Here is a 14,915-nt window from a genome sequence, read left to right on the forward strand (position 1 = left end):
CAGCCTCATACCGCACCACATCCTCGTCAGGAGGATCAGGGTCGTCATCCCCGAACTCGAAGGCGCCGAGGTCGGGTGCCGCTTCCTCGTAGGACAGGCCCACATCGGTTCCGGCGTCTATCAGGTCGCTGTCCGGGGCGAGGCGGAGGTGCGGCAGGTGGGGAAGGCTGCCGTCGTCTTCGCGGGGCGCGTCCCAGCCGTCGGTCGACACGCTCTGGAAGTCGGCGTCCGACACTTCGACGGCCAGGTCCCAAGAGTTGTAGGCCGAGTCCGTGCCGTTCATGTAATCGGTCGCGACGCCGGTGTGGGCGATGTTGTTGCGCAACGTGCCCCGGCCGACGGAGGTGTTGCCGCCCTGGTCGATGCCCCGCATGCTGAAGTTGGGGTGATTGTCGTAAGCGGTGTTGTTGAAGAAGTCGCTGGCGACCGGGTGGTAGTTGGCGTAGAAGCCCTGTGCCTTGTTCTCGAACGCCACCGAGCCCGTGACGGTGTGCTGGGGTGCGCCGGACTCCCAGTCGGCGCCGTAGCCGCCGATCTTGAAACCGGCGCCGTTGCCGGCGCTGTCGGTCGTTCCCGGCACGTACCCGTTCAGCCATGACCAGGAGTTCTCGATGGTCACGGGCGAATAGGTGCTGATGAGGTCATAACCGTCGTCGCCGTTCCACCACGCGCGGCAGCCGCGGAAGACGTTCTCGGCGCTTCCGGCAGGCACATAGTGCGAACCGAAGCCGTCGGAGCTCTCCCCGGCACCCTGGCGGGTGTACGGGTCGTAGTTCTCGTGCGAGTCCGAGTTCAGGACGAGGTTGCCGCCGCCGCCGTTGATGAACAGGCCGGTGCCCATGATGTGGTGGATGTCGAGCTGCTCGAAGGTGTTGTAGCTGCCCGAGATCCATACGCCCCAGTTCTCGGCGTTCAGGTCGTTGTTCTGCGGCACACCGGTGATCTCCAGCCCCTTGAGGTGGATCCGGCTCGCCGTGACCTCGATGCCCTTGATCCGGCAGTCGTCGTTCATGCCGGAGAAGTCGAACACCGGGGTCTCCCCGGGGTGGGCCGCATAGGTGATCGGGTTGCCCGAACTGCCGCTCTTGTCGAGAAGGATCGCGGAGACCCTGTCCGTCCGGCTCGAGCAGTTCCAGGCCGCGTCCGTGTAGGAGTAGGTGCCGCCTCGGAAGTAGACGGTGTCACCTGGTTCGGCGACGCTCTGCGCATGGGCGAACGACCGCCAGGGCGCGGCCTGCGTCCCCGCGGCGCCGTCATTCCCGTCCGGGGCCACGTAGTAGACACTGTCGGCAGCCGCACCGGTCGGGGCAATGAGGACGGCCGCGGCCACCGCCAGCGCCGTGATGAGCGGTCCCATCAGAAATCTTGCGAGTCTCATTGTTGCTCTTGTCCTTTCTGAAGTCTCGCGGTCACCCGTGTCCTCGGAGGGTGCTCAACCACGCGGATGCTCGCCGGATCTGTGTGAACGTTCCCATCAAGTGTCACATCGATATAAATGAATGTCAATCATTCTGGAGAAGTGGGAAGTCCCAGATCACCTGGCGGCGGGGGAGTCAGTCGTGTCGAACGGGCGTGGTGCCCCGAATGACGACCTGCGGCTCGAACTCGACCCTGCGGCTCTCGGCCGCCGGTTTGGTCAACGCGAGCTCCACCGCCGCGGCGCCCACCCTCGCCAGCGCGAGGTTCACACTGGTCAGGGCCGGTGTGACATCCTCGGTCCCCACGACGTCGTCGAACCCGGCGACACCGATCTCGGTGCCGGGGCCGAGGCCCGCGTCGCGCATCGCGCTCATCGAGCCGAAGGCCATCACGTCGGTGGCGGCGAGCACCACATCCGGGCGCGCAGCCCCTCTTCGGAGCAATCCCTTGACCGCGTCGTAGCCGCCGTCCCTGGTCATCGGCGCGCGCACGACGGCGTCGGATCCGATCCGCATCCCCAAGCGGCCGGCGGTCTCGACGATGCCGTCCTCCCACTGGCGCGCGGCCGCCGAGTCGTGGTCGGGCCGGATCACGGCGGGCGCCCGGTAGCCCAGCTCGAAGAGCGCGGCGACGAGTTCCGACGCGCCGCGCCGGCGGGGGACGACGGCGGTATCGAAGGGCAGCTCGTCGTCTCCGGCGATCACCACCCGGCCGTCCTCCTGCGTGTACCGCTCGAGTTCCTCCTCAAGGGATGCCCGTGAGACGGTCGTGCCGCTGCGCGCGCCGGTCAGGATCATCGCGTGCGGACGCAGGCTGCGCATCATGCGCACGGCCCGGATCTCGTCGTCGATGGCGTGATCGGTCCCCGCGAAGGTGGCCACGAGCCCCGAGCGCGCGGCCTGCTCGATCACGCCGTGCACGATCTCGGCGTTGTAAGGGTCGCGGATGTCCGAGACGAGCACGGCCACCATCGCCGTCGCTCCAGTGGTCGTGGCCCGAGCCGAGGCGTTCGGGCTGTATCCCAGGCGACCGGCGGCCTCCAGAACGCGCGAGCGCAGTTCCGACGACACGTACTGGGAGGTCGGGTCGAGAGCCCGGGAGGCCGAGGCCTTGGAGACGCCGGCCGCGGCGGCGACATCGCGGAGCGTGACCGTCGACGGGCGAGGCCGTATGCCGGGGGAGCGGCCGTCGGTGGCAGGGTCGGTGGTCACAATGACATCCTGGCATCGGGCGCACCTCGCGGTGCGCTGCCCCGCACCTTGCACGTTCGACTGCGGGCGTTCAAGAGCGCGTTCGACATTGGAGGTCCTGTGCGGCGAGCGTATCAGAAGGCGACGCTTCGCGATGTCGCTCAGGCGGCCGGCGTATCGCCCTCGACGGCGTCCCGAGTGCTCAACGGCGGTGAACTCCGCGTGAGTGAGCGGCTCTCGGCGCGTGTCCTCGCGGTGGCGGAGGCCCTCGGCTACGTCTCGAACCAGGCGGCCCAGGCGCTGCGAGGGCGGCGGACGGCGGTCATGCTGCTCGCGAGCGACCCCAGGACCGCGTCCGTCGCCGCGATCGCCGCCGGCATGGAGGCGGCGGGCCGGGAACGCGGCGCCCTGGTCAGCATCGTCGGCGTCGGAAGCGGCGCGGCCGCGCACCGGACCGCGCTCGAAGTGCTGCACGGCCTGCGCCCCCGCGCGCTGGTCGTGACGAGCGCGAGTTTCGCCGACGTCCCGAGCGATCAGATCCTGCCCGAACTCGAGCGGTTCCGCGCCGATGGATGCGGCGTCGTCTTCATCGGCGAGCACGACACGCCGTTCCCCGCCGTCCGCTTCGACGACATCGAACTGGGCAGGACGGTCGGGCGCTACATGGGCGGGCTCGGCCGCAGCCGGGCCGCCGTACTGACCACTCCGCTCCATCCGGCGCTCGAGAGCCGCACCGTGGGATTCGTGCGGGGCCTGTCCGAGCGGGGATTCGACCCCGGCTCGGTGACGATCGAGCGATGCGAGATCACCCGGGAAGGCGGCAGGGACGCGGCCCGCCGGCTCTCGCGGTTGCGCCCGCGGCCGGACCTCGTGCTCGCCGGCAACGACGTCCTCGCCATCGGCGCACTGAACGCGTTCCGGCACTCGGGAATCGAGGTGCCGACCGACATCGCCCTGTCGGGGGTCGACGACATCCCGCTGGCCCGCGATGTCACTCCGGCGCTCACGACCGTGGCGCTTCCCTTCGAAGAGGCCGGAGAAATGGCCTTGGAGATGGCGCTCGCCCCCGAGCCTCCGCGCGACTTCGTCCTCTCCGGGCGTCTCATCGTCCGGGCCAGCACCGTCGCAGGCGGGGTCGAGGAAACTCGCTGAGCCGGCGGCTCCCGGGATATCCTTCGGGCACATCGTCACGGAGGGCCGGGTGTGAGCGAGGAGATCGAGACGGCGGCGGAGGCCGCGGACAATGAGCTGGTGCTCGCCTTCGGGCGGCTGCTCGGTTCCGCGAACCGGCTCGAATACCTTCTCGGGCGGGCCATCGAGCGGGAGTGCGGCATCACGCACCTGATGTACGAGGTGCTGCTGATCCTGGCCCGCGCCGGCGAGGCCGGGATGTCGATGAGCGCGGTCGGCGGCGAGCAGGTGCTCACGACCGGCGGCGTCACGCGCCTGGTCGACCGCATGGAGGCGGCCGGGCTCGTCGAGCGCTTCGCCAATCCGGGCGACCGGCGCGGCCGCCTGGTGCGGTTGACCGAGGCGGGCGATGCCAAGGCGGTCGAGGCGACTTGCGTGCACCTGGAGAACATCCGGCGCTTCTTCGTCGAGGCGATTCCGGTCGAGCATCGCGCGTGGTTCTTCGATGATCTGCGGATACTCAGTCACTCCGCGCGCGATGCGACTCCCCGCCTGCGCTGATCTCCGTGACCCCGGTCTCAGGGTGGAGCTCGCGGAAATACCTGACTAGTCAGATACTGTTCTGTAAGGTGAATCTGTTCCGTCCTACTCACCTTAAGAGGAGCAACCGTGGGCACGCTCGACTTCACGATCTTCGACCTGGAATTCCCGGTCGGCAACAAGGCGAAGACCGCCACCCTCATCACCGGCGAGCGCGACGCGCTGCTGGTGGACGCGGCCTTCACCCGCGCCGACGGCCACCGCCTGGCCGCCGCGATCCTCGACTCCGGGAAGACCCTGACCACCGTCTTCATCAGCCACGGCGACCCCGACTTCTACTTCGGCGCCGAGGTCATCGCCGACGCCTTCCCCGACGCCCGCTTCGTGGCCACCGCACCGGTCATCGAGCACATCGAGCACTCCTATGAGGGCAAGCTCAAGGCGTGGGCCGCCGCCGGCGCCAACCTCCCCACGCGCCTGGTCGAGCTGGAGGAACTGAGCGCCGACATCGAACTCGAGGGCCACCGGTTCGAGCTCAAGGGCGGGCCCGCGGGTCTGCCGGACCGCCACTACCTGTGGCAGCCCGAGGAGCGCGCCGTCGTCGGCGGCGTCCTGGTGTTCGCGGGCCAGCACGTCTGGACCGCCGACACCCCCGCACCCGCTCGCGAGCAGTGGCGGAAGGTCCTGGACGAGATCGAGGCCCTCGACCCGGCCCTCGTCGTCCCGGGGCACCGCAAGGCCGGCAGCCCGGCCACGGTCGACGCGGTCCGCTACACGCGGCGGTACCTGGAGGACTTCGAGAAGGTCGTCGAGAACGCCGCCGACGGCGAGGCAGTCACCGCCGCGCTGGTCGAGCGCTACCCCGACGCCGAGCTGCTCGTGGCCGCCCAGCTCGGCGGCAAGGTCGTGAAGGGCGAGATGCAGTGGGGCTGACCGACCCGAGTGAACCGCGCGAGGTGGTGCGCAGGCAGTACCTTGCCTCCGCGGCGGGCGACCTGGAGGCCCTGCGCGCCACGCTCGCCCCGGACGTGGAGTGGACCGAGATGGCCGGCTTCCCGTTGGCGGGCACCTACCGCACCCCGGAGGGTGTCACGTCGGGTGTGATGGAGCGGCTCGGCGCCGAGTGGGAAGGCTGGACCGCCCACGACGACACCTACATCACCGAGGGCGAGAACGTCGTGGTGCTGGCCCGGTACACCGCGCGGAACAAGTCGACCGGCAAATCGATCGACGTCCGCGTGGCGCACCACTTCACCGTGCGGGGCGGCCTGATCGTCCGATTCGAACAGTTCGTCGACACCGCCAAGGTCCGCGAGGCGATGGAATGACCGATGCGGCCGGGCCCGTTCGAAACGGGCCCGGCCGCCGTCGTCGCCGATTGAAGCACCATTCTCCTTGTTATGGAACTGTTACCAGATGCATCGATAAAGTTCGATTGACAGAGCCTGGAACCGTTGTCATCATGGTTGGACAGTTGCCCATCAAAGGAGATGCTCATGGCAATCGACCCTAAACGCATCAAACTCGGTCGCCGTGGCCTGTTCGCGGGCGGCGGCGCCCTCGCCCTGTCGGCGTTCCTGGACGCGCCCGCCTCCGCCGCGGAGATGCCCCCGAACCCGCTCGAGAAGCCCGGTTGGATCCTCGACCGGCACGACGAGTTCGACGGCGGCCTGGACCCGGACCTGTGGATCACGAACTACCTCGAATCGAGGACGCCTGCGTGGCGGTCCGAGGCGCGGTACCACTTCCGCAACAACGCCCTCGTGCTCCGCATCGACGACGACCAGCCCACGTACTACTCCGACAACCCCATGAAGGTCTCGAGCATCCAGACCGGACAGCGCACGGGCCTGCACAAGGACAACCGCTTCGACCACTCGATCCCCACGGACATGAGGTACACGCCCCGGCACGGCTACTTCGAGATCCGCGCCAAGAGCTCGGCCAGGAGCGGGTTCCACACTGCGTTCTGGATGATCGGCCGACAGGACACGTGGGAGCAGCGCGGCGAGCTCGACATCATGGAGCACGCGGGCATCCACGGCAGGAGCCGGTTCAACTACAACCTGTTCCCCTGGTCGGACCCGAACCTCTCGAACGACACCCAGAGCATCGGCGTCGGATTCGACATGACCACGGAGATGCACATCTACGCGGTGGAGTGGAATTCGACCCAGATGAAGCTCTACATCGACAATCAGCTGAGGCACACGATCAACCAGTCGCTCGGCTACCCGGCGGTGTTCCTGCTGGGCGCGTACGAGAACGCCGGGTGGACCGGCGACGTCGACCCCGACGACCCGCGGCCGAAGGAGTTCGTCGTCGACTACTTCCGCGCCTACAAACCCGGCGACGGCGGCGACGATCCGCAGAGCGGCCGGACCTACAAGCTCCGCAACGCCTCGACCGGCCGGTACCTCGACGCCGACGCCGACGGCGCGGTGATCCTCGAGTCGAGCAGCGTCTACGACGACCAGCATTGGACGCTCACCGAATCCGAGCCCGGCTACTGGACGATCGACAACGTCCGGTCCGGCCGCGGCAACCTCGACACCCAACCGGGCGGCGAGGTCATCTGGAACGACGGATGGGTCGGCGACGATTCGCTCTGGGCGATCGAACCCGTCTCCGGCGGATTCCGGATCGGCAACAAGTACGGCGGACGCGGCTACCTCTACGGATCGGGCTCGTCGGTCGGCTGGAACACCGGGGCGACGGACGCGAACACCGTCTGGGAGCTCGAACGCCAGTAAGCGGCACCGGCATCGCCCGGACCGGCCGACCCGCTCCACGAACCCCATGCGCCCCAACCCCGCGCAGCCGGTCGCGGCACGTCGAACCCGTGCCGTGTCGCGACGCCCCACTCATCCCACTCCACTCAGAAAGGTTCAATCAGATGAGACGTCAACGAGCGCTCGCGGTCACCGCCGCGGGCGTGCTAGCCCCCTCACTGGTCTTCGTATTCGCGAATTCACCGGCCTCGGCCGACCCGCTCGACGCGATGGCGGAGGAAGCCCGCGCCGACCTGCTCGGCAACGTCGCCCCCGGCATGGTCGAGGAGGTGTCGGAGACGTTCGACATCACCGCTTCCGAGGCATACGACCGCCTCGCGGTCGAGGCCGTCGCCTCCGAGATGCTCGGGGAGTTCGAAGTGTCGGTCGACGGCTACGCCGGCCTGTGGGTCTCCGAGGACGCCGGAGAGATCATGGTCGCCACCACCTCCGCGGCCGCGGCCGCCGACATCGAGGCCCAGGGCGCCACCGCGGTCCTCGTCGAGTACGACCTCGCCGCACTCGAGGCCGCCGTCGACGCCCTCGACGCGGTCGAGGCCGACGGAGTCCACGGCTACTACATCGACCCGGCCTCGAACGGCCTGGTCATCGAGGCGGCCGACGAAGAGTCCGCGACCGACCTGGCACAAGCCGCGGACGTCGACCCCGACATGATCACCGCCGACATCTCCACCGCCGAGCCCCAGCTGTTCGACGTGCGAGGCGGCGACGCCTACAACAGCGACAACGGATACGGCTGCTCGGTGGGCTTCCCGGTCACCCAGGGCTCCACCAAGGGCTTCGTCACCGCCGGACACTGCGGCGACCCCGGCGTCAGGGTCGTCGGCGGCTCCGCCGCGCCCGGCACCTTCCGCGAGTCGGTCTTCCCCGGTGCGGACCGGGCCTGGGTCGCGGTCGGCTCCGAGCAGACGATGCACAACATCGTCAACATGTACAACGGCTCGCGTTACGTCTACGACTCCGACGTGGCCGCCATCGGCTCCTCGGTCTGCCGGTCCGGCCAGACCACCGGCTGGCACTGCGGCACCGTCCAGGCGTACGACCAGACCGTTCGCTACGAGGCGGGCACGATCTACGGCATGACCCGCACCAACGTGTGCGCCGAGCCCGGCGACTCCGGCGGAGCCTTCATCTCCGGCAACAGCGCCCAGGGCATGACTTCGGGAGGCTCCGGCAACTGCACCTCCGGCGGCACGACGTTCTTCCAGCCCGTCAACGACGCGCTCGACGACTGGGGCCTGACCCTCTACACCGGTGACGGCAGCGAGCCGCCGCCGAGCGACGGGAACGCGATCGTGAACCGCAACTCGGGCAAGTGCGTCGACGTGCCGAGCTCCTCGACCGCGGACGGCACCGTGCTCCAGCAGTACGACTGCTGGGACGGCGCCAACCAGGGATGGCAGCTCGAGGACGTCGGCGGCGGCTACTACCGGATCGTCTCCGAATCCTCCGGCAAGTGCATGGACATCGACGGCGCCTCGACCGAGAACGGCGCCGGCGTGATCCAGTGGACCTGCCACGGCGGCGACAACCAGCAGTGGCAGGCGCGGGACGCGGGCGGCGGCTACGTCGAACTCGTCGCGCGCCACTCCGGTAAGTGCCTGGACGTGCCGAGCTCCTCGACCGCCAACGGCACGGCCTTGCAGCAATACGACTGCTGGGGAGGCGCCAACCAGCAGTGGAGCCTTTGATCCACCGCCGGTAGGCGCGCAGTAGAAAGCGGCCTCTGGTCGGCGCATACGCCGACCAGAGGCCGCACTCCGTTCGCCCCGAAGGGATCCGATTCCTACACGGTCTGCAAACTCCACTGCTGGTTGGAGCCGCTCGAGCAGTCGTACTGCTGCAGCCGCGTGCCGTTCGCGGTCGACTGGTCGATCACGTCGAGGCACTTCCCCGAATGCCGCGCCACGAGCTGGACGCGGCCGTCGATGTCGCGCAGCTCCCACTGCTGGTTCGTGCCGCCGTTGCACGACCACTGGATGACCTGGGCGCCGTTGGCCGTCGAACGGGCGTCGACGTCGAGACACCTACCGGATGCCCGGGAGACGACCTCGAAGTAGCCGCCGCCGACGTCGCGCAGCTCCCACCGCTGGTTGTCGCCGCCGTGGCAGTCCCACTGGATGATCTCGGCCCCGTTCTCGGTCGAACCGCTCACCACGTCCATGCACTTGCCCGATCCCCGGTTCACGACCTCCGCGATCCGGTTCCCCTCCCCGGCGTCTCCGGTGGTCCAGTCCAGCACCTCGATCCGGCTGCCGCCGTACCGGGGAGCGAACACCGAGACCACATCGTCGAGGAGCCGGTCATGGTCGAGCAGCGGATCGGAGTAGTACTCCACACTCGAGGTGTATCGCGTGGCCCAATCGGTCCAACCCGAAGCCTCCGAGGCGGTGTGGACGCTCAACCTCCTCGTCTCCGAGTTCCCGGCGGCGATGTACAGATTGTCGTCCGAATCGACGCCGATATCGGCGCGGGTCATCACCCCCGTATACGACAGCACCTGGCGGTTCCACGCCTTGCTGGGCTTGTCGCGCCAGTAGTGCACCAGCACCGACGCCGCTCGCGCGCGGTTGAAGTCGCCATCGCTGGAAGCCGACGGGCGCAGATGCGAAGCGAGCACGTGAACATTGCCTTCGCTGTCGACCACCTGCGACTCCTGGTTCATCAGGCCCCGGTTCTGCCCGATGTCGACCACCCGCAGCCCCGGGTCGTCCGAGATCAGCGGATCCGAACCGGTGGTCGCCACCACCGCGCCGTCGTTGTTGCGCCAAGTGCGGCCCTGGTCCTTGCTGTAGGCGTAGTAGAGATCGTGGTTGGTGCTCGCGTTCGGCGTCTCCCGCACCGTCCACGTGGCGTGGAGCAGGTCCGTCTCGTCGATCCCGGTGTCGTCGTACTCGATCCCGAACAGGTAGGCGTTGTTGTCGGCCCCGGTCCCGTTGAGGAACTCTCCCAGATACTCCCAGGTCCCGTCCCGGTACTCGAACAGCACCAGATCGCCCGAGCCGCTGCCGCCGGTGCGGATGCTCATCTGCAACACCCCGTCCGGGGCGCGGAAGAACCGCGGATAGGTCAACTGCGACAGGTACCGGCCGCCGAGCCTGTCGGACACGGACCCGAAGCTCGCCGCCGACCAGTCGGCGCCCGATGGCGAGGTCGCCAGGCCGGCGACCGACTTGCGGTAGTTCAGAGCCGAGTTGTGCATGTCGAAGGCGAGGTGGATCGTGCCGTCCCGGCCCGAGATGCCGATCGAGATGGTGTTGTGCGAATCGGTCGACGTCGTCCGATAATCGGTCAGGCGCACCGTCTCCCACGATCCCGATCCGACCGACCGGCGGGCGACGTTGGCGAAACCGTCCTGATCCCACCACGCCGTGTACTGCCATCCGTTGAAGGTGGTGATGCCGTCCTGCTGGAACGACTCGCCGTTCATATAGCCGGTGTACGTCAACGCGGTGCGACCGTTGGTGGTGAGCGTCGTGACGCTCGGCGAACCCAGCGACGGAGCGGCCGCGGACGCCGGGGCCGCGACGAAGGCCAGCAGCGCCGCCAACGCGACGACGAGCGCCGCGCGCGAGAGTCTGATCCACTTCACAATCGACCTCCTTGCCGATGTTCCTGTCTAGAGGACACCGCCGCCCCGGGCGCTCCGGTACGAGCGCCCGAGGCGGCGGGACTTTACGGGGTGTGGATATCGGGCCAGGGGTACTCGGTGACCTCGCTTCCGACGTAGAAGCTGGGATGCGGCGGCTGGTTGTAGGCCGTGTTCTGCCACGCGATCGCGACCCGGTACTGCGGGTCGTGCATCAGCGTCGCTATCCGCAGGTCCGTCTCGTACGGGGTGGCGTAGATCCGCAGGGCCGAGGAGTCGCTGGTGCGCCAGACGACCTCTTCGCGCCAGTCGCCGAACAGGTCCGCCGACAGGCCCGGGGTCGCCTTGGTGCCGTTGTTCGACGACACTCCCGAGCCGGTCAGCAGGCGTCCGTCGGTGTAGTCGTCGATGCGGGTGCCGTCGAGCAGCTCGCGCTCGCCGTCGCCGTCCCACCAGGACACGAAGTTGATAGAGGAGGGCTTGGAGCCGACGTTCTGGCCCGAGCTGTTCTGCATCCCGCCGACCCGCGCCGACCAGTACTCCGCGCCGGGGTTGCCCGACCAGATGTTCGCGGCCACGCCGCGGCCGTTGTCGCCGCCCGGGTCGGTCTGGTACAGGATCGACCCGTCATCGCCGTCGACCAGCCGCGAGGAGGGCATGGTGCTCCACTCCCCGGGCATGAACACTTCCTGGCCCGGGTTGCCCGGGTCGAAGTCGCTCACGTGCAGCGCGTCGCCGTGCTTGAGGTTGGTGTTCCACAGCGGCTGCCCGTTCGAGCCGATCGCCATGGCGCCGAACACGACGTCCTGGCGGCCGTCGCCATTGAGGTCGGCGATGGAGAGGCTGTGGGCGCCGTTGCCCTCGTACTGGCTGCCGGCCTGGTCGGAGTCGAAGATCCAGCGGGTGGACAGGTTCGAGCCGTCCCAGTCGACCGCCCAGATCACGCTGCGGGTGTAGTAGCCGCGAGAGAAGATCATCGACGGCGTCTCACCGTCGAGGTAGGCGGTGCCGGCCAGGAACCGGTCGACCCGGTTGCCGTAGTCGTCGCCCCACGAGGCGACGTTGCCGCGCGGCGGCCGGTAGTCGACGGTGTCCATGGCCGCGCCGGTCTCGCCGTTGAAGATCGTCAGGAACTCCGGGCCGGACAGCACATAGCCCGAGCCGTTGCGGTAGTCGGCTCCGCTGTTCCCGATCACGGTGCCCTGGCCGTCGACGGTGCCGTCGGCGGTCTTCATCGCGATCTCGGCCTTGCCGTCGCCGTTGTAGTCGTACACCTGGAACTGCGTGTAGTGGGCGCCGGACCGGATGTTGCGGCCCAGGTCGATCCGCCACAGCCGCGTTCCGTCGAGCTCGTAGGCGTCGATGATGGTGTCGCCGGTGTAGCCGGACTGCGCGTTGTCCTTGGCGTTGGTCGGGTACCACTTGACGATCAGCTCGTAGCTGCCGTCGCCGTCCAGGTCGGCGGTGGACAGGTCGTTGGCCTCATAGGAGAACGATCCCGACGGGGTCGACCCGCCGGCGGGCCGCTGGATCGGGACGTCGAAGTAGCCGTTGGAGTTGAACCGCACCTCGGTGCCCGCTTCCGAGCCTTCGGTGCCGTCGGTGACCGGCCGAACGGTGTACTGCGAGCCGCCCGAGCCGCCCGAGTCCAGGTAGTTCGTCGCCCCCGTCAGCGGCGAGGAGTTGAGCAGGTTCCCGTCGCGGTAGACGTTGAAGGCCACGTCCGGGTCGTCGGTGCCCAGCAGCCGCCAGGACACCAGGTTCCCGCCGCCGGAGGGGACCACGGTGACGCCCCGGGTCAGGGCCTCCATCTCGTACTGCCCGTCGCCGCCCTCACCGGGGTCGCCCGGATCACCGGTCGTCGGCGGGTCGGTCGGGTCGTCGCCGTCGACGCGGATCAGCTCGAACTGCTGGTTGGTGCCGCCGTTGGGGTCGTACTGCGAGATGCGGGCCCCGGGGGAGGTCGAGCGCTCCCAGACGTCGAGGGCCTTGCCGGAGAAGCGGCTGACGATCGTGTAGTAGCCGCCGCTCTCCTGGAGCTCCCACTGCTGGTTCGTGCCGCCGTTCGGCGTGTACTGGGCGATGGTGGCCCCGTTGTCGGGGTTCTGCTCCCACACGTCCAGCATCATCTCCGTGTGCCGGACCTCGATCTCGTAGTAGCCGTCGCCGGTGTCGACGAAGCGGAACTGCTGGCTGTTCGCGTCGGTACGGTTTGCTTGGACCAGCTGGGCGCCGGTCTGGGTCGAGCCGCCCTCGATCTCCCACGCCAGACCCGAGGAACGGGCCTCCACGTAGTACCAGGCCGACGTGTCGGGCGCCGCCGAAGCACTGAATGGGTTGAGGACGAACATGGTGGCGGCGACAAAGGCCGCGACGGCGAGAGCCGTCAGGCTTTGCAGCCGCCGAATCCGAGATATTGGCATGATTACTCCATGCATAGTGCGTGAGGGACAACCGGCGGCGACGGCGTCGGCTCCGGATGCCGGGAGTCCGCACGACACCGTCGCCGCCGAATTGAATTGTATCGATATCTCTGTTCTGGATCAGACGGCCTGGCGGACGAACCTCTGGTTGTCGTTGCCGGTGTACTCGTACTGGGAGATGCGGGCGCCGTCCTCGGTCGAGTACTCCCAGACGTCCATGGCCCGGCCGGAGGCCCGGTTGATGAGGCTGACCGAACCGCCGTGGTCCGTGATGCTCCACTGCTGGCTCGCGGAGTCCGATTCGGATTCCTGGGTGATGTCGGCGCCGTTGTTGTTGTTCGCCACCTGCAGGCACAGGCCGGAGTGGCGGGCCTTGATCCGGTAGTAGTCGTCGCCGGCCTCTACGAACTCGAACGCCTGGTTGTCCCGGCCGGTCGCCGGCCACTGGATCAGCGCCGCCCCGGGCGAGGTGGAGATCGCGTCGATGTCGGCGTACTTGCCGCTGTGCTGGGCCGACAGGCGGAAGACGCCGGTGGGGTCGTCGGGCGGTTCGTCGCCCAGCTGGGCCTCCCACCTGGTGTCCGAGCCGGCCGCGGCCTGCGGAAGGCGGTCGCGGGCGGCGGTGTCGCCGTACATGCTCCATCGCGCCCACTCGATGACGGTGTTGGGGAACCGGTCGTCGCCCCAGAAGCTGGTGTGGCTGCCGCCGAGGAAGGTCAGGAACGCCTTGGGCCAGGTCATCTCGTTGTAGGCCTGGCGGGCCGAGTCGTATCCCGTGAGGTCGTCGTTGTCGCCGTGCACGAACACGACCTTGGCCGTGATCGAACTGGCGGGATCGCCCATGTCCACGCAGGACTGCGGGTTGGCCGAGATGATGCGGCTGTCCGGCCAGGCGGTCAGCAGGCCGTGGGTGGTCATCCCGCCCAGGGAGTGGCCCGAGACGCCCACGCCGATGCCGGTGTCGATGTGCCCGGCGAACGGCCCGCTCGAATTGAGCTCGAGCGTCTGGGTGATGATCTCTGAGACGTCCCTCGACGGCTCGCCGCTGTAGACGTCGCCGGCTCCGCCGTATTCGAAGTGCGGGGCGGGGACGATGAATCCCGCCGCGGCCAGCGGCCGGATGAAGAACTCCGAGCCCTGCGGGCTGCTGCCGAAGCCGTGGGTGTAGTTGTAGACCGGGAAGACCCCGTCGGCGACAGGGGCGTTGTTGATCGGGTTCCCGCCGGGGGATCCGGTGGCCGGGTAGTAGACGTACGTGGTCAGCTGGCGGCTGCCCCGCCACCAGTCGTACCGGCGCACACCGACCGCGAACGGTTCGGCCGGTGCGGGATCGGCGAGGGCCTGCCCGGAGCCGAGCAGGGACGCGCCCACGCCGAGCGCTCCTGCCGCGCCGAGACCGAGGAAAGTTCGTCGTTGCATAGCCATGATTTCTCCTTTTGCGAGGGCTATGGATGTTTTCGGTGATGAGTTGCGGTTCGAGGGGTCGCACTCCGAGCCTTCGGCGGACCAAAGCAAAAGAGGGTTCTCATACTGCTGAAATCGTTCCCAGCCTTAGGGAATGATTCATTGCACGTGTCATCTGCTGAGGAAGAGCCGTTTTTCCAGGTCCGTGATCCGGCGCTGGGCTTCCTTTCGGTTGAGGGAGTGCCGGATCCTTCCGGGAACGCTCACAACAAACTGAAGTATATAGATAGGTCTATATCCAGTCAAGGTGTTCCCGTATCGCTTCTCGACGGGATGTGAACGTTCCCCGTCGATGCCGCTCGGAGAGCGCCTGCCGCCGTTCGCAAGCTAGGCGGAGTCGCGGACGACCAGTTCGGTCGGGAGGACG

Annotated in this window: 11 protein-coding genes; 6 read left to right on the forward strand and 5 right to left on the reverse strand. The window is 68.2% G+C overall.

What is annotated here, in order from left to right:
- Positions 1 to 1,357, reverse strand: a 1,357-nt coding sequence (locus JFB92_RS24280) for a right-handed parallel beta-helix repeat-containing protein (RefSeq protein ID WP_199044471.1), incomplete at its 3' end; no start/stop codon positions are given.
- A 196-nt stretch (positions 1,358 to 1,553) separates the two neighbouring features.
- On the reverse strand, positions 1,554 to 2,630 hold the full coding sequence (locus JFB92_RS24285; protein ID WP_199044472.1) for a LacI family DNA-binding transcriptional regulator: 1,077 nt from the start codon (positions 2,628 to 2,630) through the stop codon (positions 1,554 to 1,556).
- A 99-nt stretch (positions 2,631 to 2,729) separates the two neighbouring features.
- On the opposite strand from JFB92_RS24285, the gene JFB92_RS24290 reads away from it, so the two are divergent.
- From JFB92_RS24290 to JFB92_RS24315, 6 genes are all read left to right on the forward strand, one after another.
- A complete protein-coding gene (locus JFB92_RS24290) occupies positions 2,730 to 3,761 on the forward strand; it encodes a LacI family DNA-binding transcriptional regulator (protein WP_199044473.1) in 1,032 nt (343 codons plus the stop codon).
- Positions 3,762 to 3,812: 51 nt separating this feature from the next.
- The gene (locus JFB92_RS25935) at positions 3,813 to 4,301 is read left to right on the forward strand and encodes a MarR family winged helix-turn-helix transcriptional regulator (RefSeq protein WP_199044474.1); all 489 of its coding nucleotides are present in this window, start codon (positions 3,813 to 3,815) and stop codon (positions 4,299 to 4,301) included.
- 108 nt (positions 4,302 to 4,409) lie between these two features.
- On the forward strand, positions 4,410 to 5,213 hold the full coding sequence (locus JFB92_RS24300; RefSeq protein WP_199044475.1) for an MBL fold metallo-hydrolase: 804 nt from the start codon (positions 4,410 to 4,412) through the stop codon (positions 5,211 to 5,213).
- The gene (locus JFB92_RS24305) at positions 5,204 to 5,608 is read left to right on the forward strand and encodes a nuclear transport factor 2 family protein (RefSeq protein WP_199044476.1); all 405 of its coding nucleotides are present in this window, start codon (positions 5,204 to 5,206) and stop codon (positions 5,606 to 5,608) included. Before JFB92_RS24300 ends, JFB92_RS24305 begins: the two co-directional genes overlap by 10 nt.
- 168 nt (positions 5,609 to 5,776) lie before the next feature.
- Entirely contained in the window at positions 5,777 to 7,033 is a 1,257-nt protein-coding gene (locus JFB92_RS24310) for a family 16 glycosylhydrolase (protein WP_199044478.1), read from the forward strand.
- Between the two features lie 143 nt (positions 7,034 to 7,176).
- Positions 7,177 to 8,763, forward strand: a complete 1,587-nt coding sequence (locus JFB92_RS24315; protein ID WP_199044480.1) for an RICIN domain-containing protein — start codon at positions 7,177 to 7,179, stop codon at positions 8,761 to 8,763.
- A 95-nt stretch (positions 8,764 to 8,858) separates the two neighbouring features.
- On the opposite strand, the gene JFB92_RS24320 is transcribed toward JFB92_RS24315, so the two are convergent.
- The 3 genes from JFB92_RS24320 to JFB92_RS24330 all read right to left on the reverse strand — a co-directional run bounded on the left by JFB92_RS24320 (position 8,859) and on the right by JFB92_RS24330 (position 14,503).
- Positions 8,859 to 10,664, reverse strand: a complete 1,806-nt coding sequence (locus JFB92_RS24320; RefSeq protein WP_199044481.1) for a BNR-4 repeat-containing protein — start codon at positions 10,662 to 10,664, stop codon at positions 8,859 to 8,861.
- 83 nt (positions 10,665 to 10,747) lie between these two features.
- Positions 10,748 to 13,084, reverse strand: coding sequence for a rhamnogalacturonan lyase family protein (locus JFB92_RS24325; RefSeq protein ID WP_199044482.1), 2,337 nt, complete (start codon positions 13,082 to 13,084; stop codon positions 10,748 to 10,750).
- A 120-nt stretch (positions 13,085 to 13,204) separates the two neighbouring features.
- The gene (locus JFB92_RS24330) at positions 13,205 to 14,503 is read right to left on the reverse strand and encodes an RICIN domain-containing protein (protein ID WP_199044483.1); all 1,299 of its coding nucleotides are present in this window, start codon (positions 14,501 to 14,503) and stop codon (positions 13,205 to 13,207) included.
- Positions 14,504 to 14,915 lie beyond the last annotated feature (412 nt).

The organism is Glycomyces salinus (genome assembly GCF_016428645.1).
GTDB classification, from domain to species: Bacteria; Actinomycetota; Actinomycetes; order Mycobacteriales; family Micromonosporaceae; genus Glycomyces; species Glycomyces salinus.

Coding starts and splice junctions, on each gene's coding strand:
- JFB92_RS24310 (WP_199044478.1), top strand. CDS start 5,777: ATGGCAATCGACCCTAAACGCATCAAACTCGGTCGCCGTGGCCTGTTC.
- JFB92_RS24315 (WP_199044480.1), top strand. CDS start 7,177: ATGAGACGTCAACGAGCGCTCGCGGTCACCGCCGCGGGCGTGCTAGCC.
- JFB92_RS24325 (WP_199044482.1), bottom strand. CDS start 13,084: ATGCCAATATCTCGGATTCGGCGGCTGCAAAGCCTGACGGCTCTCGCC.
- JFB92_RS24330 (WP_199044483.1), bottom strand. CDS start 14,503: ATGCAACGACGAACTTTCCTCGGTCTCGGCGCGGCAGGAGCGCTCGGC.